This is a genomic window from Citrobacter sp. Cf087, from assembly GCF_030334285.1.
Classification (GTDB): Bacteria; Pseudomonadota; Gammaproteobacteria; order Enterobacterales; family Enterobacteriaceae; genus Citrobacter; species Citrobacter freundii.
The window spans coordinates 19,173-36,015 of sequence record NZ_JAOWED010000026.1 but is presented as its reverse complement, the minus strand read 5'-3'; the positions used below and the strand labels follow the sequence as shown (position 1 = coordinate 36,015).

The window sequence follows — 16,843 nt, the reverse complement described above, 5'->3', positions numbered from 1 at the left end:
AAGTTATGGAGCCACGGTTGATGAGGGCTTTATTGTAGGTGGGCCAGTTGGTTATTTTGAACTTTTGCTTTGCCACGGAATGGTCTGCGTTGTCGGGAAGATGCGTGATCTGATCCTTCAACTCAGCAAAAGTTCGATTTATTCAACAAAGCCGTCTGTGTTGTAAAATGGCGCCGAAAGCCCGGCGTAGCCGGTTGCCGGGCTATAAATTCTGCCACCCTACCCCCTGCCCTGATTAGCCTTAACTCGCGAACAGCAATGAAGAAGTCAAAGTAATCCCTTTTAACCCCGGTGAGCGGGCTTTACGGCGTTTACGACGTAAAGGGCGTGATTTCCGGGGCCTAAGCGGCGGCAGCTTGCTGCTGACGCTTAGGGGGATGTTCATCAACTATTTCAGCGACACCAGGGAACTTAACACGGTAGCTGCAAAGCCCTAATCCCGCTCACCGCCACGCAGCTGCCGTACGTCCCCCACGGGGGTGCGCAGTGCTGCGCGCGGGAACGGCGGCCCGTCTGCGGGACGCGGCGCCGTACTGCGCGTTAGCGGCCGCACGCGGCCGGTTACGGGGGACACTCCGCCATACGACCAGCGACCCGCTGAGCTGCACAATCCACAGATAACACAAGCTACATACATGTCGATATGGGAATCGGCCCACCTTGCCGGGCGCCGGTGCCGTGTGGAAATCCGCCCACCTTGCCGCGCGCCGGTGCCGTGTGGGAATCCGCCCACCTTGCCGCGCGCCGGTGCCGTGTGGGAATCCGCCCACCTTGCCGGGCGCCGGTGCTGTGTGGAAATCCGCCCACCTTACCGGGCGCCGGTGCTGTGTGGAAATCCGCCCATCTTGCCGGGCGCCGGTGCCGTGTGGGAATCCGCCCACCTTGCCGGGCGCCGGTGCTGTGTGGAAATCCGCCCACCTTACCGGGCGCCGGTGCTGTGTGGAAATCCGCCCATCTTGCCGGGCGCCGGTGCCGTGTGGGAATCCGCCCACCTTACCGGGCGCCGGTGCTGTGTGGAAATCCGCCCATCTTCATGACAAAAATTTGTCAAATGACAGGCTCATGTGTGCTGATTTATGTCAGACGGGATTTTGCTTATCAATTATTGAGAACAGAAATTTTCCTGAATCATCAATACTATACTTAGCAAGTAAAGGTGTTTTCTCATTTATCTGCTTGAGTGCAGGATCAAGGAAAGATCGTTTCAACTCTGCCAAGTTCTTCTGCTGGGATTCCGGTAAGACGAAACGGTCATTTAACCAAGCATGAGTAGTAACCCATAAGCCTGAAGATTTGAATTGAGCAAGACTTTCATAAAGGCGGATCGTCCGGGGATTTCGAAGACTGCCACAATCGCGGAGCGAGTAGGTGGTGAACTGGTTGGTAATGACTCCAACTTACTGATAGTGTTTTATGTTCAGATAATGCCCGATGACTTTGTCATGCAGCGCCACCGATTTTGAGAACGACAGTGACTTCCTGCCCAGCCTTGCCAGATGCTGCCTCAGATTCTGGTTATGCCGCTCAATTCGCTGCGTATATCGCTTGCTGATAACGTGCAGTTCTCCCTTCAGGCGGGATTCATAAAGCGGCCAGCCATCCGTCATCCATACCACGACCTCAAAGGCCGACAGCAGGCCCGGAAGACGCTCCAGCGTGGCCAGAGTACGCTCACCAAAGACGCGTGCCACCACCGTCCTGCACATCCTGCCATAGGCGTAAAATAACCAGCGCTGACGTGATTTAGCCCCGACGTAGCCCCACTGTTCGTCCATTTCCGCGCAGACAATGACGTCACTGCCCGGTTGTATGCGTGAGGTTACCGACTGCGGTCTGAGTTTTTTAAGTGACGTAAAATCGTGTTGAGGCCAACGCCCATAATGCGGGCGGTTGCCCGGCATCCAACGCCATTCATGGCCATATCAATGATTTTCTGGTGCGTACCGGGCTGAGAGGCGGTGTAAGTGAACTGTAGCTGCCATGTTTTACGGCAGTGAGAGCAGAGATAGCGCTGATGTCCGGCAGTACTTTTACCGTTACGCACCACGCCTTCAGTAGCTGAGCAGGAGGGACAACTGATGGAGATGGAAGCCACTGGAGCACCTCAAAGACACCATCGTACACTAAATCAGTAAGTTGGCACCATTATCCGGCAGGCGATCTGGATTATCGTCACGCTGTTAAATATGTCGCGGTAGGGATACCCGTTACCGGATACCCCCCGCACAGATCCCGGCGTGCGCGATTTACGCACCGGGCTCCTGCCTCGGGTGTCTGGCGGTGAACCGCTCCACAGGCCATGGATGAAGAACCCGAACCCTTGGTAGCCATGCGGCTGCCAGTTTGTTTGCTTTCGTCCAGGTCGTATCATCCTTCTGGCTCCTGCGCCTGAGCGCCCGGCGCCAGAGGTTTGTTACGTGTGTCCTGAACTTCTGCATGGTGGGGAAGTTGCCCGGTACCGAGTGATAGTTCAGGTATCCCTGAACCACTCTCCTGAGCCATTTTCCCTGTTCGGGGATTGAGTAATGCCAGCGCCTTCGCAGACCGTCTTTGATGGCTTTCAGAGTTGCCGTCATCCGATCCCGGCGGGTCTTTCGTATCAGCATGAACCTGCCGTTGCGATCTTTCCCGCTGATGTGCGTGAACCCGAGGAAGTTGAACGTTTCTGGTTTGCCTTTTCCCCTGATGGCACGGTTTTCGGCAGCGAAGCGGCCGAACTCCATCAGACGGGTTTTCTCCGGGTGAACCGTGAGTCCGAACTCCCTCAGTCTGCGCTGCATGGCTATACGGAAGCGCCGGGCATCGTATCGTTTGTCGAACCCGATGACGATGTCATCGGCGTATCTGACCATTACCACATTGCCTGTGGCATAGCGACGTCGCCACTGATGCGCCCACAGATCGAAGACGTAGTGGAGGTATATGTTTGCCAGCAGCGGTGAGATGACCGCACCCTGTGGGGTGCCTTCCTCCGTTGCTCGCCATTGACCCTCCTCCAACGTCCCGGCTGTGAGCCACTTACGTATGAGCCTGATTACGCTCCGGTCGCCGATCCGATGCTCTGTGAACCTGATCAGCCATTCGTGGCTCACCCTGTCGAAGAACTGACTGATGTCGGCATCCAGTACCCAGTTTACGTTAGTGCGTACCAGCCCTGTGGCCAGTGCGTCCAGTGCATCGTGCTGGCTTCGCCCGGGTCTGAACCCGTATGAGAACCCCATAAAGTCGTTTTCATAGACTGCGTTCAGGATTTTCACCAGCGCATACTGGACGATCTTGTCCTCCAGCGAGGCGATGCCGAGCGGGCGTTGTTTTCCATCCGCTTTTGGGATGTAGTGACGCCTGCCGGGCTGCGCCCTGTAGCTGCCCTAATGTAGCCTCCGGTGCAGATCTGTTATGTTGTTCTTCATGTTTCCGGCGTAGTCCATCCACCTGATGCCATCCACTCCGGCGGCCGCTTTCCTGCTCAGGGAGAGGAATGCGGCTTCCAGTGCTTCGACTGTCAGCAGGTGGAACAATGCTGTAAACCGTTCTTTCTTCCGCTGCTTCGCAGCTTCCCGCACGCGTGACAGCCTCTGTGACATGCTTTCCCGGCTCTGTGTCCGGCGCATGTGTGGCTGTTCCGCGTTCCCCTTGGCCCCGCTCCTTCGCTCCACTGACTCCGCTCCTTTCGGGTTGTTCGCCTGCTTCGCCGCTACTATGAGCGAGTCCGACTTCTCCTCTCCGTACATCACCGGCTATGACTCCTCGTCTTCCCGGTGCGGGCCGTCTCCGACACTGGCAGATGGTCAGAGGGGAGATCTCCCGGTTCCCGCGTAGAGATCGTATTGACATGCCAGGGTCTCAGACCCCGCCGGGTCCATGTGGCACTCGCAGTATCGCACCCTATGATGTTGCCTTCCGTTAACAGTACAACGTCGGCACCCGGTAATTTAATATACATTTCGTGGCTCAATGGCTGGCCTGTCAACACCCCTGTCAACGCTTCGCCCCATACCTCGCGGTATGCAACGCATGACTCGGGGACCTTGTGGATTGCTGGTCCTTCAATGGTCGGGGACTTTCACCCCTTGATCTCTACCGGTCTCCCGGTGAACACTGTATGTATAACCAGTAAAATTAGAGTGTCAGGAGGAAAGATGAAACTACAACTTTTCAGCACCGGGAAAGAACTCCCGCCACAGGCCCATCCATTGTTTGCCGATCTGGCCAGCTGCGGTTTTCCCAGCCCTGCTGCTGACTATGTCGAGTCCGATCTGGATCTCCATGATTACTGCATACGGCATCCGAGCGCGACGTACTACCTGCGTGCCAGCGGAGACAGCATGGCCGACGGCAGTCTGTACAATGGCGATCTGCTGGTTGTGGACAGTGCTGAAAAGCCGCGGCACGGCGATATCGTTGTCGCCAGCATGCAGGGGGAGTTTACGGTGAAACGGCTTCTGCTGACGCCGCGACTGACGCTGCAGCCCATGAATGCCTCCTGGTCGCCGATTTATCCTGATCCCGACGAGCTGGATATCTTTGGCGTCGTCACGCATATCATCCACCGCCCGAGGGAGATGTACTGATGTTTGCCCTGGCCGATGTGAACAGCTTCTATGCCAGCTGTGAACGTGTTTTCCGCCCGGATTTGAAAGGAAAGCCGATAGTCGTCCTGAGCAACAACGACGGGAATGTAATCGCTCGCAGTGCCGAGGCGAAGCCCTGGATCAAAATGGGAACTCCGTGGTTTCAGATAAAAAACGAAAGATACCCGGAAAAAATATATGCGTTTTCAAGTAACTATGAACTTTATGCCTCGATGTTGGCGCGCGTGATGAACAGCCTGGAGGAACTGGCCCCCAGAGTGGAACAGTATTCAATTGATGAGATGTTCCTCGATTTGACCGGCGTGGAGCACTGTATGGAGCTTGAGGACTTCGGCCGGCAGCTGCGTCAGCACGTGTATGACTGTACCCACCTGACCATTGGCGTGGGCGCCGGACCAACGAAGACCCTCGCAAAATCAGCCCAGTGGGCCTCAAAAGAGTGGAAACAGTTTCGTGGCGTACTTGCTCTGACCAGGGGAAATCCGCAGAGAACGCGGAAACTGCTTTCACTGCAGCCGGTTGAAGAAATCTGGGGGGTGGGTAACCGTATTGCACGCAAGCTGAATGTACTGGGCATTAAGACCGCGCTCGATCTCGCCCTGACGAACCCGGCCTTCATCCGCAAAAATTTTTCTGTGGTCCTTGAGCGAACGGTACGGGAACTGAACGGGGAAAGCTGCCTTTCGCTTGAGGAAGCCCCTCCGACGAAACAGCAAATTGTCTGCAGCCGCAGTTTTGGCGTGAAGATCACGGAGTACGAGTCACTCCGTCAGGCTATCTGTCAGCACGCAGAGCGGGCCTCTGAAAAACTGCGTAAAGAGCACCAGTATTGCCGGCATATTTCCGTTTTCATCAAAACGTCTCCGTTCGCCATTAAAGAGCCTTACTACGGCAACGTGGCTACGGAAAAACTTCTTACACCCACTCAGGACACCAGGGACATCATTGCAGCCGCTACAACGGCTCTGGAGCGTATCTGGAGGGATGGGCACCGGTATGCCAAAGCCGGAGTTATGCTGAATGACTTCACCGGCTCCGGCGTTTCGCAGCTGCAGCTGTTCGACGAACGCCCGCCACGCCCTTACAGTGCTGAGCTGATGAAGGTTCTGGACGGGATCAACAACTCAGGGCTGGGTAAAGTATGGTTTGCGGGGCGGGGTATTGCCCCGGAATGGCAGATGAAACGGGAGATGCTTTCTCCTGCTTATACGACACGATGGTCAGATATTCCTTCAGCGAAACTGGCGTAAAACTTTGGCGATTTCACCTTGAAATTCTCAGCCTAAACTGCCTAATTACAATAAGTTAGATGTGAAATCGCCATGGCGAAATTATTGACTCAAATTTCTGTCAAGGACCTCGTTGATAGCCTTGTCCAGTTCATCCTGAATCACTTTTGACATACGGCTAAACTCATAAGTCAGCGTACGCCCTTTCACACGCTTACGCGCGAACTTGTCCTTTTCTTCAAAAGACCAGAGTGGGGAAACCACTGACTTTTCCTTGGGAGATGGATCTATCAATGCCTGAGATGCCTGAGAAATCAGCTTCAGTATACTGGCTTTCTGTTCGTCTTCTGGTCGCTCGCCTTCACTCAAAATTGCATCGAGCTGAGCTGATACAGACTGAATGAGTTCTTCAGGCGTTAATCCCTTTTCACTGAGTTTTTCATTAACTTCTAAAAGAAGTTTATAGTCACTAAACGATAGCTCCGACTGAACCGGGAACAGAGAAATCAAGTCTTGCGGTACGGCCGCCGCCTGCAGCGCCCTGGTAACTTTAGCTTGAGATAACCCCTCCAGTTCAGCAATTTCCTTTTGATTAAATCCGGACTCTTTAAGAGCGATCAATCTCAGGCCAATCTCCCGAAGATTATGTTCTTTAGCTGTCTGGATATCTTTAGCCAGTTGGCGAGCTTCATCAGCTGATAAATGCTCTTCGGTAACCATTACATCAAGGCCTGTACGGACAAAAATTGCTGAGGCTCGCCGTCTTGAACCATCCAGTATCTCAATCCTTTCACTTTGCTTAATACCAATACAGGGAAAGAACTGCTGAAACTTAATCGTCTGGATAATGGATTTCAGGGATTCCCTGGTCAGTGCAAGTTGATCTCTTCCGTTGTTTTCCTGGTTTACGAAGGTCTTACTTTCAACTTCAGATGCAGGCACCCGAACAAACCTGAACGTTACCTTCCTGCCGGTTTTTAAGGTAAATACCTGGCTTCTACCGGTGTCCGTCATTTCCGCAATTGACGCCTGGGTATTTAACTGTCTGCCGATGGTTTTTCTTTTCTCATTCGACATCACATACCTCCGTTAGTACGAATGAACTCGATGCGATCAAAGACTGCCTTCGCAAAGTCTTCCGCTGCTGATTTTGCGCTTTTTAGTGCCTCTGTACTTCCATCATAGGTTGCTGGATTTGCTGAAATAACTGTGTCAAAAGTCTCCCCACAACGTTCGAAACCATCCAGTCTTGGCAGAACCATGTCTAGCATATCGGCACCGAAAACCTCTTTGGCCTGACTATGGCAAATTTTGTGATCAGACTTGTTCAGGATCTTGGACATGAAGCCGACATTACCGATGAGATTGCAGGTGTGCCCATCCATTTCGATGGAATCTATGAGGGCAGGGAGGCTGGCCACAAACTTCAGGGAAGAATGAAAATCAACCGTCGCCGGTGGAAGAGGGGTCAACATCAGGTCTGCCGCCCCAATGCAGTTTTTCAGGAACGCATCAAGGTGAGGACCACTATCAAGGAAAATAAAGTCGTAGTCATGCTGGAGCTTGTCGATAATGTTCTCTTTAAGCACCGCATGAATATTTTTCCCTGGCAGATGTTCTTCACACAATCCCTTCCAGCCTTCAGCAAGGAATGCATCGTCAATGGAAGCGGGGATTACATCAACACCAGGGATAATAGACGGTACTATAAAATCGGAAAGTAATTCTTCACGAGACACGTTCTGGAGCATGGCCTGAGCAGCCGTATTTTCAACCAAGCCCACTGAATTCTCATGGCTCAGGAACATTGTCAGAGATGCCTGCGGATCGAAATCGATGGCCAGAATACGCAGGTCTTCGAACAGAAGCTGAGGATGAGCTCGAAAAGCATGTGATAATGAAGCGGTAGAAACTGTCTTGGAACCACCACCTTTAAGATTACATACAAAAATCGTAAAGGCTTTATCGAAGCGATCCCTGTACTTCGGTACTTTACGATGGTTATACAGATCGATGACATTCTGAATCGTCATCGCGTATTTCATCGTATTACCAGAAGGTTTCTTTTTAAAAATGTAGCCACCGGCTTCCATTTCGGACACAGCATACTCAACACTGCCTTTACTGAGCTTAGGCAGCTTATACAGAGCGGCTTTGCTGTATTCCTGATAGAACTCGGTAAGCTTCAATTCCTCTTTTTGCTGTCGGATACTTTCGCTCAAAGATGTCAGAAGCTTACCTGCACGTGTAGCGACTTTCCGTAACTGCTCAATATTGTCCATTTATCACCTCATGACGTTTTTTGTCATTTTGAACAAAAAGTGTCATGTTGCAAGAAAAAAATCATATTGTTTTGATTTCGCTCTCAACAGAAGGGGGATGAAGCTCGACGGGCGTGCTACTAAATCACACTGCAGCAACACGCAGACGCACTTTTGACCATCAACAGCAACTCATACAAAAGGGCTTTGAGAAAGGTATTCAACTTGCAAGACAGGAGAGTCATTCAGAAGGATTCTGATTTTAGTTACGACCAGTGCAATGCTGAGCCTTATGTATCAGCGCTCGCCGCAGCCATGTAACCGAGCGTAGCGAGCGAACTGGCGAGGAAGCGAAGAGGAACCGTTCCGGCAGATAGCTCTTACGCTCAGCACAAGAAGAGTTTTCCATCCTCTGTGGGAAACAGGTCAACTTTAATGGACGCTCCGGACTATGGGAAACAGGTCAACTTCGCGGACGGCCCGGACTATGGGAAACAGGTCAACTTCACGGGCGGCCGGGAGTGTGGGGAACAGGTCAACTTCGCGGACGGCCCGGATTATGGGAAACAGGTCAACTTCGCGGGCGGCCGGGACTGTGGGAAACAGGTCAACTTTGCAGACGGCCCGGACTGTGGGAAACAGGTCAACTTCGCGGGCGGCCGGGAGTGTGGGGAACAGGTCAACTTCGCGGACGGCCCGGACTAAGGGAAACAGGTCAGCTTCTCGGACGGCCCGGACTATGGGAAACAGGTCAACTTCTCGGACGGTCGGGAGTGTGGGAAACAGGTCAAGTTAGGCAAGCACTATGGGAAACACAGCAAGTTCAGTATCCCCCCATATGTCAGCAACAAACTAAGGGGGGAGGAAATAAAAATTACAGACTATTGTTTTTTATCAAGAAAATTAAACAGCAAGCGACCATCTTCTTCAGTGGTATATGTTACCTTTAATGGCGTCTTCTCATTAATTTTCTTCAGAGCAGGTTCCAGGAAGGTACGCTTCATTTCAGCAATATTGTTTTTCTGCGAGGCAGGGAGCATAAACCTTTCACATAACCAGTCATGTGTGGTGATCCAGACACCAGTGCTCCGGAACTGACACAGGCTTTCATAAAGCCGGATGACACGAACACTATTAAGCTGGCCACAGTCATAGAGAGAATAGGTAGTGAACTGGGAGGTTAAGCCGACCAGGAATGGCATGACCTTGTAGTTAAATTCAATCTGCCAGGAACCCCGGCCTCGCTTCATTCCTGCTTCAGCCAGCCACGGACGTTTAACTTCTTCAAACTCACCTTCTTTTGGATAAAAGGTAACCGTTGATTCGCCCAGAGCATTTACCCCAGCCTTCACATCACGACTGGCGACAGACGTAGCGACATTGAAGTATTTGACGTAATCGGAAACGCTGATTTTGAAGAGCGGCAATACGTCAGAGTCATCTTCCTGGCTGTCATTAAAATAGGCCTGCATGAGGCATAACCACAGCACACGTTTTGCCTGAAGAGGCAGGTAATATGCAGCTTCGGTCAATTCGTTAGATTGCTTTATACTGGCGCGTTTTTTAAACGTTTTAGTAGCTGGCAAGAGTGCTTGAGTATCCATTTCAATGCCTATGGGTAAATTTTTACCCACCCATAATGACAGTGAAAACAGAAATTGCAAGCTATCGCGATACTTATCCACCGGAAAAATCTGCACTTTATCCACAAGTGGATAATTGAGAACTGAACTTGACCTCTTTCCCATAGCTTGTTGATGCGTATCCCATAGCTTGTTGACACAAAACCCACTGATACGTGATTAATTTCCCATATTATGTTTACCAGTTGCCCATACAGGCCCCCTCTCAGGCCGCACTGTACGCGGCTTTCAGGCTCCCTAAAAGATGTAAAATAAAGAAAAAGAATAAAAAAGTACTTTATAAAAATATGCCCGTGGATAAGTGGATAACCCCGAGGGGAGGTGATTTTTCAGGCATTGAGCGTAAGCAGAATTTATAAGTTTTGTTCCCTGGTGCTTCCTCGCTCACTCGGGGCTTCGCCCTGTCGCTCGACTGCGGCGAGCACTGCTGGCTCGATCATATCCGTGGCCGGAAGATACTACTCCTCCCCCGAGTCGCTCTCCAGAGCCGGCTACAGCGAGACAACCCGCACGAAGATTTCTATCGTCCCTGCAGACATATTCGAATCGTTTTTATTAACCCTGGCTTCCGTCGTGACAGAACACTACGTCCTGTAAAAGGGGGACTAAGGCCCCTGAATCACACACCTGAATAATGCGGAGTTTTACGATAATGTCATTGCTGGAAACTTTCCTGACCGCTTCTCAGGGGGCAACAATCCTGTTCCTTGCCATGCTGATCTACTGGCAAAAGCGATAAATCCAAGCGGGCTGGCCTTTGGCCAGCTTCGCTGTATAAGGGGAAAAATGCGGCATATCCAGACATTTCACTAGGCAATTTGAATTCAGATATCTATGCTTGGGATCCGGTCAACAGGAGGTAACAAGATGAAACTTGAAACTATACAGATAGATAATACCGTAAGGAGTGGTCTTAATTCTTTCACTGACGGGGTGATTATTCGTGATACAAAGGTATTGATCACGCTCAATCTCCCGGATGGACAGAAAACCACTATTGAGGGGGAATGGCGGCATATGTCGGACGCCAACAGGTTGTCAGAACGTATTACGATGCTTCAGCATGCGATCTATGAGCAGTATGAGGAATACAGAGCAGATATTCCCGTCAGCTGGTCCAGATAACGTCTGACAGACCTCCCCGGCGAGCAGGACGTTCGCCAGCATCATTCTCCTAAGTACTTAAATATTCCCTTTCAGCATGGCTACCGCATCCGCTTCGGGCATCTGAAACTGAACTCGATGCCGCGCAGCAACATCAAGTGCGAACACCTTCGTATAGACTTCCGTCGAGCTAATCGATTTGTGGCCCATCAGGCTCTGCAAAACCTTCAGTGGTATGCCGGCATACAGCATATGCATCGCGTAGGAGTGGCGGAACGTATGCGGGGTGACCGGCACCGAGAATGTCACCCCGTCGACGGCGGCCGCTTCAACCGCTTCGCCAATCCAGGTCCGTACTGTCCGGTCGGTGATGTCCCAGATGCGGGCTTTCTCTGTTCTGCCGGTACGCTTGTTGCGTCTTTCCAGCGGAATTTTCAGGGTGGCCACCATCATCTGCAGCTGGCTGACGTAGTGGTGATCGGAAAGCGGAACCAGACGATGAGCCTGGCTACCGGCGGGAGCTCGGCCGGCTGTCCTGGCCGCTTTTTCGGTGCGCTGCTTAAGCGTGGCCAGCTGCACGAACGGATACGGTGGCACCAGCGAAAAATCCCCCCGGGTCAGCGCCAGCGCCTCGTTGATACGTGCGCCGGTGTTCCAGAGGGTTGCCAGCAGCATCTTGCGGTGCAAATCGGGCACATAATGGAGCAGGGCGCTGACTTCCGGTGCCAGCAGGTATTTCGGTAGTTCATCTTGAACGAGCGCCATCTGGCGCAGGGCCAGCGCGGCGGGATAGTCAATGGCCACCGGCATTTGCGCCGGCTGCTGCGGGTGAGAATATGATAAGAGGCCGCTCATTGGTTTGACATTCCATCAGGTATCACTAATTGATTCCACTCCCTGTTGCGGGTAGCTTCAGCAGCGCGCAGGGCTCTTTCGCGCCTCCAGACTTTACGAAACACGGAAACTGCAGACCATTCATCATGACCTGTAAGACGTGTTTCGGGCATCCCGGTTGCCTTGCGCAGACGGACGGCAAGAATGACAGCGTTGATGCCCAAGCGCGTGAACTGATACTGCCGTTCCCTGAAATAGTCCTTATGCCAAGGAGGGTCGGAGTATTCGGCGGCATATGCAATTGCCCTGTGGGCCTCATCCTGGAGCACCGGCAGTTCACGGATGCGATACATAAGACGTGGCTCTAAAGTCCGCCAGTCACCGGAGACATCGATCAGATTCAGTTCAGGGTAATTCGTGACAGCTTTTCTCTCAGGCTGGGGGGCATCATCATCCTGGCCGTCATCCGTCACAACCCGGAAACAACCCTCAGCATACCGTTCAAGCATGAATACCAACTCGGTGGCAATGTAATGCAGTTCCTTTTTCATTTTATCTTCTGACGCCTGTCTCTCACGCTTAAGCGTGAAATAATGTGTCAGCCAGATGCCAGTGAGTGTTATACCCCCAGTAAGCAGGCCAGTGATAAGCCCGGTTGCCACGTTTCCCCAGATCCCCGCCCCTTGATTAATCAGCTGTACGGAAACCGGATGGGATGTCGCAGCAACTATACTCTCAGTTGCGGCCTGTATATCAGTCATTGATCATTTACCCCTTTATATTCCTGAGAAATCCCGCCCTCTGTCCGTAGTCAGCGGCCGGCAGCCAGCTCTTCAGCCAGTTTCACAAACCTTTTGTGCTCAGTCTGCAGGTAATGGCTGTAAATCCGGGCATCACGTTCTGTCAGTCCGGATGGATTGCCGGTGAAGTAACGTTGCAGCACCGCAATACAGTGATTGTAGGTATCGAGATCATATTCCCAGTTTCCCAGCTCACCGGCCGCATCCAGTTCCTGGCGAAACTGCTCGTATTTACGGAGCAGAATGCCAAGACCTAATTCTGTTGCAGCATAAAGATTATTTTCTCCTGGCGCGGAAATCGCATTACGGATTTTTTCAAAAGCATAACTGAAATCATTTCTCTCATTGAATGCAGTAAACATGTCCTTTCCTCAGTTGAATAGTTAGCCGTGCAATTTTACCACACCTCAATCATCGTCAGATGAGTGCCACTCTGTCGCGACAGTGACTTTCACGAGAGTGATTTTCACATACTAAAATAATAAGCAGCCATATAACAACGTAATTAAATTACCTGACGGCCGCTCTGGCCGGATCCGACTTTTATGTTATTCCACAGTTTCCGGAAGTGTACCACGCACACGGAATAACCACAGCGCCCTTTCAGGGTGGTGAGCGGCCGGTCACGGGGCAGGGGAGGGGCACAACATATATGGTCACTGACAGCTGGAAACACCGCTACATCTTGTGTTTCCGGGCCGCTGCGCGCCGGCGGGGCTGAATCAGATCCGGAACTGCCTTTTTTCGGATCTGAGCGGGAAAAGTGAGAAACCAACATAGGTGTAACATATCCATATGCCGGGCATCTGCATAGGCAAAGCATACGCATATACCTACCATCTGCATATGTAACACCTATACAAGCCGGGCTTGCAGGCATATACTTCACCTATGCGGGAATACTCCCTGGCACACTCAGCATATGAGGAAAAACCATGCGCACAGTTTCAATATTTAAAAACGGCAATAACCGCGCCATCCGTCTGCCCCGGGACCTGGATTTTGATGGCGTCAGCGAGCTGGAGATCGTCCGGGAAGGGGACAGCATCATTCTGCGTCCCGTCCGGCCGACCTGGGGCTCGTTCGCGCAGCTGGACAGGGCCGATCCGGACTTTATGGCGGAGCGTGAGGATGTGGTCAGCGATGAAGGACGCTTTGAGCCATGAAGAAAACCTGGATGCTCGACACCAACATCTGCTCGTTCATCATGCGCGAGCAGCCGGCAGCGGTGCTGAAGCGCCTGGAGCAGGCGGTGCTGCGCGGTGATCGCATTGTGGTCTCGGCCGTGACGTATGCCGAGATGCGCTTCGGCGCCACCGGCCCGAAGGCCTCGCCGCGCCATATTCAGCTGGTCGACGCGTTCTGCGCGCGCCTCGATGCCGTCCTGCCCTGGGACCGCGCCGCGGTGGACGCCACGACGGACATCCGGGTGGCGCTGCGCCTAGCCGGGACGCCGATCGGCCCGAATGACACGGCCATTGCCGGGCACGCCATCGCGGCGGGCGCCATCCTGGTGACGAACAATGTGAGAGAGTTTGCGCGGGTCCCGGGCCTGGTGCTGGAAGACTGGGTGAAATAATCCCGTAATAATTTCCGTGACGGAGACGATAGACATGAATGGGCTTTGTTGAATAAATCGAACTTTTGCTGAGTTGAAGGATCAGATCACGCATCCTCCCGACTGGATTTGCCCCTATATTTCCAGACACCTGTTATCACTTAATGGAGTGACCCCGAGCCCGTAGACAAATCTGCCCTATAGTTTGAGCATAGGAGGAGTCTATGGGCACATCACGTTTTACCCCTGAATTTAAGGAAGAGGCCGTCCGCCAGATCACCGAGCGGGGCTATTCTATTGCTGAAGTATCTGAACGGCTCGGCGTGTCGGCGCACAGCCTATATAAATGGCTCCGGGCTGTTAAGCCTGACAACAGTGGACAGCAGGCACAGGATTTACTGGATGCCAGAACAGAAATTCTCAGGCTGAAAGCACAGCTTAAACGCACTGAGGAAGAGCGGGATATTCTGAAAAAGGCAGCGCGGTACTTTGCAAGGGAGCCCGACTGAAGTATCGCTTTATCAACGATCACCGTGAAATCTGGTCGATCGTTACAATGTGTCGGGTCCTTAAGGTTGCCCGTGCCGGATTTTATGTCTGGCTCCATAACCCTGTATCTGCCGGAGAAAAGGATAACCAGCGACTGCTGGAACTCATCCGCGACTCCTATACGCTGAGTGGTGGAGTTTACGGTTATCGCAGGGTTCATGGCGATCTTCGCGAAATTGGCGAAGTGTGCAGCAGAAACCGGGTTGCCAAAATCATGAGGAAAAACAGGATTCAGGCTATACATGGTTATAAAGTGCCACGCGGGAGCCGGGGACGACCGTCACTGATAGCGCCTAATCACGTGCGGCGTGAATTTACTGTAGTGAAGCCCAATCAGGTGTGGGTCACCGACATCACCTACATCCGCACCTGGCAGGGCTGGCTGTACCTGGCAGTGGTTATCGATCTTTTTGCCCGTAATGTGGTGGGCTGGTCGATGAAGCCGACACTGTCGCGCGAGCTGGCACTGGATGCGCTGCTGATGGGGTCGTTTGCGGGAGAGGGCGAAATCCTACGCTAAGGCTTTGGCCAACGATATTCTCCGGTAAGATTGATGTGTTCCCAGGGGATAGGAGAAGTCGCTTGATATCTAGTATGACGTCTGTCGCACCTGCTTGATCGCGGCCGCGATAGCTAGATCGCGTTGCTCCTCTTCTCCATCCGCGTTCCAAGCTGCGGAAAGGCACCCATAAGCGTACGCCTGGTCGAGCAGGCGACGCGGATCGACGTCCAGCGCACGAGAGAATGCGTCCGCCATCTGTGCAATGCGTCTAGGATCGAGACAAAGGTCGTCTCTGTCAGCCGGATCGTAGAACATATTGGCGGCGCCAAAGCCCACTTCACCGACCAGACCGACGGGATCTATCACCAGCCAGCCGCGACTGGAGAACATGATGTTTTCATGATGCAGATCGCCATGTAGCCCACGCAGTTCCGAGGCATTGCTCATCATTTGATCGGCTATAATCGCCGCGTGGACGTAGTCAGTTTGACAACCTGCGTTTTGATCATCGCGCGCCCGCTGAAACAAAGCTGCAAAGCGATCCCGGATCGGGAGAAGGGCAGAAGGCAGGGGTTCCTCAGATGCGGCATACAGCTTCGCCATTAGTTCCGCTGCAATTTCGGTCGCCTGGTAGTCGCCGTGCTCGGCAACGATGTGAGAGAGCATTCGCTCCCCGGCATATTCGAGCAACATCAGATTGTTCTCACGACCGAGCAACCGGACTGCTCCCCTCCCATTGCGCCATACCAGATAGTCGGCCCCGCGCAGTTCATCAGCAATGTCTTCTATAGGTTTCAATCCCTTGACGATTGCAGGAGTCCCGTCTGGCAATGAAACTTTCCAAACGAGGCTGGAAAAGGTGTCCGCAATGAGAACAGGTTGCGAAACGTGCCAATGAGCAGGAAAAACAGGCGGCATGAACATCAACCCCAAGTCAGAGGGTCCAATCGCAGATAGAAGGCAAGGCGTTCGCGGTCGGGGGCTTCGATCCCCAATACATTGAATAGGACAGCGAAGGCGCGCTCTGCTTCATCTGGCGCTGCCCAGTTCTCTTCGGCGTTAGCAATCATGAGTGCCAAATCGGCATAGCGATCTGCTGTTCCGAGCCGCCCAAGGTCGATCAGACCCGTGCATTGAAGAGTTTTAGGGTCCACCATGAAGTTCGGCATGCAGGGATCACCATGGCAAACAACCATATCGGTGCGCTCTTGGTCGAGCCGCACCGGTAGCTCTCGTTCGACACGAGCCAAAAGATCGAGCTGCGGCGTACTCTTGTCCTCGTCCGGTAAGAAGTCGGGATTGACGGCATTGCGGGACACCACATCAACGGCGCGTCCGAACATTCGCGACAGCCTGCGCTCAAACGGACATTGATCAACCGATAGGCTGTGAACAGCGCCAAGTTGCTGCCCCATTGACGGCCACGCTTTGAGCAAATCCGCTCCAGACAGATCAGCCGCCGGTACTCCCGGAATTGCCGTTATCACCAAGCATGCACCCTCCTGTTCCTCCTGCCAGTTGATCACCTCGGGGCAAGCCACACCTCGACCTTTGAGCCAAATGAGGCGGTCACGCTCTCCAGCGAGCTCACCGCGGCGGGAAGCAGGTGCGATTTTCGCGAAGGCATGCCCGTCACCACGTCGAAAAACAAAATCACCAGATTCTCCGCCTCTGACAGGCAACCAGTCAGAATGCGATTCACCAAAAAAAATATTAGTTCGATTCAATGGAGGTTCCTTCAGTTTTCTGATGAAGCGCGGAGGTGGCTCAA

Annotated in this window: 17 protein-coding genes and 4 pseudogenes; 8 read left to right on the top strand and 13 right to left on the bottom strand. The window is 52.8% G+C overall.

Annotation, left to right across the window (positions count from 1 at the left end):
* From OGV57_RS07790 to ltrA, 4 genes and pseudogenes are all read right to left on the bottom strand, one after another.
* Positions 1 to 121: pseudogene (locus tag OGV57_RS07790) on the bottom strand (IS5/IS1182 family transposase); the annotation flags it as partial.
* Between the two features lie 958 nt (positions 122 to 1,079).
* Positions 1,080 to 1,388: pseudogene (locus OGV57_RS07785) on the bottom strand (replication initiation protein); the annotation flags it as partial.
* 9 nt (positions 1,389 to 1,397) lie between these two features.
* Positions 1,398 to 2,095 (bottom strand): IS1-like element IS1X3 family transposase gene (locus OGV57_RS07780; RefSeq protein ID WP_223229472.1). Its coding sequence is split into 2 segments (ribosomal slippage): positions 1,398 to 1,846 and positions 1,846 to 2,095, totalling 699 coding nucleotides; the frame shifts between segments, so codons are not numbered across the junction.
* Between the two features lie 151 nt (positions 2,096 to 2,246).
* Positions 2,247 to 3,734: pseudogene (gene ltrA / locus OGV57_RS07775) on the bottom strand (group II intron reverse transcriptase/maturase).
* Positions 3,735 to 4,139: 405 nt separating this feature from the next.
* Here ltrA and umuD point away from each other — a divergent pair.
* Both umuD and OGV57_RS07765 read left to right on the top strand, forming a co-directional pair.
* Complete coding sequence (umuD, locus tag OGV57_RS07770; RefSeq protein WP_000776034.1) at positions 4,140 to 4,571, top strand: translesion error-prone DNA polymerase V autoproteolytic subunit; 432 nt, start codon at positions 4,140 to 4,142, stop codon at positions 4,569 to 4,571.
* Positions 4,571 to 5,842, top strand: coding sequence for a Y-family DNA polymerase (locus tag OGV57_RS07765; protein WP_000457559.1), 1,272 nt, complete (start codon positions 4,571 to 4,573; stop codon positions 5,840 to 5,842). The genes umuD and OGV57_RS07765 overlap by 1 nt, the downstream gene beginning before the upstream one ends.
* Positions 5,843 to 5,923: 81 nt before the next feature.
* Here OGV57_RS07765 and OGV57_RS07760 read toward each other — a convergent pair whose 3' ends face one another.
* Both OGV57_RS07760 and OGV57_RS07755 read right to left on the bottom strand, forming a co-directional pair.
* On the bottom strand, positions 5,924 to 6,898 hold the full coding sequence (locus tag OGV57_RS07760; RefSeq protein WP_000064119.1) for a ParB family protein: 975 nt from the start codon (positions 6,896 to 6,898) through the stop codon (positions 5,924 to 5,926).
* The gene (locus OGV57_RS07755) at positions 6,898 to 8,103 is read right to left on the bottom strand and encodes an AAA family ATPase (protein ID WP_000368714.1); all 1,206 of its coding nucleotides are present in this window, start codon (positions 8,101 to 8,103) and stop codon (positions 6,898 to 6,900) included. The genes OGV57_RS07760 and OGV57_RS07755 overlap by 1 nt, the downstream gene beginning before the upstream one ends.
* A gap of 414 nt (positions 8,104 to 8,517) precedes the next feature.
* On the opposite strand from OGV57_RS07755, the gene OGV57_RS07750 reads away from it, so the two are divergent.
* Positions 8,518 to 8,787 carry a hypothetical protein gene (locus tag OGV57_RS07750; protein ID WP_000339857.1) on the top strand — a complete coding sequence of 90 codons (270 nt, stop codon included), beginning with the start codon at positions 8,518 to 8,520 and terminating at the stop codon, positions 8,785 to 8,787.
* Positions 8,788 to 8,963: 176 nt separating this feature from the next.
* On the opposite strand, the gene OGV57_RS07745 is transcribed toward OGV57_RS07750, so the two are convergent.
* Positions 8,964 to 9,830 (bottom strand): replication initiation protein, encoded by an 867-nt coding sequence (locus OGV57_RS07745; RefSeq protein WP_004118283.1) that lies wholly within the window; start codon positions 9,828 to 9,830, stop codon positions 8,964 to 8,966.
* A gap of 529 nt (positions 9,831 to 10,359) precedes the next feature.
* On the opposite strand from OGV57_RS07745, the gene OGV57_RS07740 reads away from it, so the two are divergent.
* Positions 10,360 to 10,464 (top strand): hypothetical protein, encoded by a 105-nt coding sequence (locus OGV57_RS07740; RefSeq protein ID WP_032409716.1) that lies wholly within the window; start codon positions 10,360 to 10,362, stop codon positions 10,462 to 10,464.
* 128 nt (positions 10,465 to 10,592) lie between these two features.
* The gene (locus OGV57_RS07735) at positions 10,593 to 10,850 is read left to right on the top strand and encodes a hypothetical protein (protein ID WP_000764642.1); all 258 of its coding nucleotides are present in this window, start codon (positions 10,593 to 10,595) and stop codon (positions 10,848 to 10,850) included.
* A 57-nt stretch (positions 10,851 to 10,907) separates the two neighbouring features.
* On the opposite strand, the gene OGV57_RS07730 is transcribed toward OGV57_RS07735, so the two are convergent.
* The 4 genes from OGV57_RS07730 to OGV57_RS23810 form a co-directional block, all read right to left on the bottom strand.
* The gene (locus tag OGV57_RS07730) at positions 10,908 to 11,684 is read right to left on the bottom strand and encodes a site-specific integrase (RefSeq protein WP_000015958.1); all 777 of its coding nucleotides are present in this window, start codon (positions 11,682 to 11,684) and stop codon (positions 10,908 to 10,910) included.
* Positions 11,681 to 12,424, bottom strand: coding sequence for a hypothetical protein (locus OGV57_RS07725; RefSeq protein ID WP_000129823.1), 744 nt, complete (start codon positions 12,422 to 12,424; stop codon positions 11,681 to 11,683). Before OGV57_RS07725 ends, OGV57_RS07730 begins: the two co-directional genes overlap by 4 nt.
* Positions 12,425 to 12,474: 50 nt before the next feature.
* A complete protein-coding gene (locus tag OGV57_RS07720) occupies positions 12,475 to 12,825 on the bottom strand; it encodes a hypothetical protein (RefSeq protein ID WP_000493378.1) in 351 nt (116 codons plus the stop codon).
* Positions 12,826 to 12,968: 143 nt separating this feature from the next.
* Positions 12,969 to 13,343: a hypothetical protein gene (locus OGV57_RS23810; RefSeq protein ID WP_024130061.1), complete on the bottom strand. Its 375-nt coding sequence runs from the start codon at positions 13,341 to 13,343 to the stop codon at positions 12,969 to 12,971.
* 55 nt (positions 13,344 to 13,398) lie between these two features.
* Between OGV57_RS23810 and vapB the strand changes: the two genes are divergently transcribed.
* From vapB to OGV57_RS07705, 3 genes and pseudogenes are all read left to right on the top strand, one after another.
* Positions 13,399 to 13,629 carry a type II toxin-antitoxin system VapB family antitoxin gene (gene vapB, locus OGV57_RS07715; protein WP_001261276.1) on the top strand — a complete coding sequence of 77 codons (231 nt, stop codon included), beginning with the start codon at positions 13,399 to 13,401 and terminating at the stop codon, positions 13,627 to 13,629.
* Complete coding sequence (locus OGV57_RS07710; RefSeq protein ID WP_000754566.1) at positions 13,626 to 14,042, top strand: type II toxin-antitoxin system VapC family toxin; 417 nt, start codon at positions 13,626 to 13,628, stop codon at positions 14,040 to 14,042. The genes vapB and OGV57_RS07710 overlap by 4 nt, the downstream gene beginning before the upstream one ends.
* Positions 14,043 to 14,245: 203 nt before the next feature.
* Positions 14,246 to 15,054: pseudogene (locus OGV57_RS07705) on the top strand (IS3-like element ISEc15 family transposase); the annotation flags it as partial.
* A gap of 105 nt (positions 15,055 to 15,159) precedes the next feature.
* On the opposite strand, the gene OGV57_RS07700 reads toward OGV57_RS07705, so the two are convergent.
* Both OGV57_RS07700 and aph(3'')-Ib read right to left on the bottom strand, forming a co-directional pair.
* On the bottom strand, positions 15,160 to 15,996 hold the full coding sequence (locus OGV57_RS07700; protein WP_000480968.1) for an aminoglycoside O-phosphotransferase APH(6)-Id: 837 nt from the start codon (positions 15,994 to 15,996) through the stop codon (positions 15,160 to 15,162).
* Positions 15,996 to 16,799, bottom strand: a complete 804-nt coding sequence (gene aph(3'')-Ib / locus OGV57_RS07695; RefSeq protein ID WP_001082319.1) for an aminoglycoside O-phosphotransferase APH(3'')-Ib — start codon at positions 16,797 to 16,799, stop codon at positions 15,996 to 15,998. The genes OGV57_RS07700 and aph(3'')-Ib overlap by 1 nt, the downstream gene beginning before the upstream one ends.
* Positions 16,800 to 16,843: the final 44 nt, after the last annotated feature.

What these genes read in the sequence shown, in the direction of transcription:
- umuD (WP_000776034.1), top strand. Translation starts at nt 4,140, where the DNA reads ATGAAACTACAACTTTTCAGCACCGGGAAAGAACTCCCGCCACAGGCC.
- OGV57_RS07765 (WP_000457559.1), top strand. Translation starts at nt 4,571, where the DNA reads ATGTTTGCCCTGGCCGATGTGAACAGCTTCTATGCCAGCTGTGAACGT.
- OGV57_RS07760 (WP_000064119.1), bottom strand. Translation starts at nt 6,898, where the DNA reads ATGTCGAATGAGAAAAGAAAAACCATCGGCAGACAGTTAAATACCCAG.
- OGV57_RS07755 (WP_000368714.1), bottom strand. Translation starts at nt 8,103, where the DNA reads ATGGACAATATTGAGCAGTTACGGAAAGTCGCTACACGTGCAGGTAAG.
- OGV57_RS07750 (WP_000339857.1), top strand. Translation starts at nt 8,518, where the DNA reads ATGGACGCTCCGGACTATGGGAAACAGGTCAACTTCGCGGACGGCCCG.
- OGV57_RS07745 (WP_004118283.1), bottom strand. Translation starts at nt 9,830, where the DNA reads ATGGGAAAGAGGTCAAGTTCAGTTCTCAATTATCCACTTGTGGATAAA.
- OGV57_RS07740 (WP_032409716.1), top strand. Translation starts at nt 10,360, where the DNA reads ATGCGGAGTTTTACGATAATGTCATTGCTGGAAACTTTCCTGACCGCT.
- OGV57_RS07735 (WP_000764642.1), top strand. Translation starts at nt 10,593, where the DNA reads ATGAAACTTGAAACTATACAGATAGATAATACCGTAAGGAGTGGTCTT.
- OGV57_RS07730 (WP_000015958.1), bottom strand. Translation starts at nt 11,684, where the DNA reads ATGAGCGGCCTCTTATCATATTCTCACCCGCAGCAGCCGGCGCAAATG.
- OGV57_RS07725 (WP_000129823.1), bottom strand. Translation starts at nt 12,424, where the DNA reads ATGACTGATATACAGGCCGCAACTGAGAGTATAGTTGCTGCGACATCC.
- OGV57_RS07720 (WP_000493378.1), bottom strand. Translation starts at nt 12,825, where the DNA reads ATGTTTACTGCATTCAATGAGAGAAATGATTTCAGTTATGCTTTTGAA.
- OGV57_RS23810 (WP_024130061.1), bottom strand. Translation starts at nt 13,343, where the DNA reads ATGCCTGCAAGCCCGGCTTGTATAGGTGTTACATATGCAGATGGTAGG.
- vapB (WP_001261276.1), top strand. Translation starts at nt 13,399, where the DNA reads ATGCGCACAGTTTCAATATTTAAAAACGGCAATAACCGCGCCATCCGT.
- OGV57_RS07710 (WP_000754566.1), top strand. Translation starts at nt 13,626, where the DNA reads ATGAAGAAAACCTGGATGCTCGACACCAACATCTGCTCGTTCATCATG.
- OGV57_RS07700 (WP_000480968.1), bottom strand. Translation starts at nt 15,996, where the DNA reads ATGTTCATGCCGCCTGTTTTTCCTGCTCATTGGCACGTTTCGCAACCT.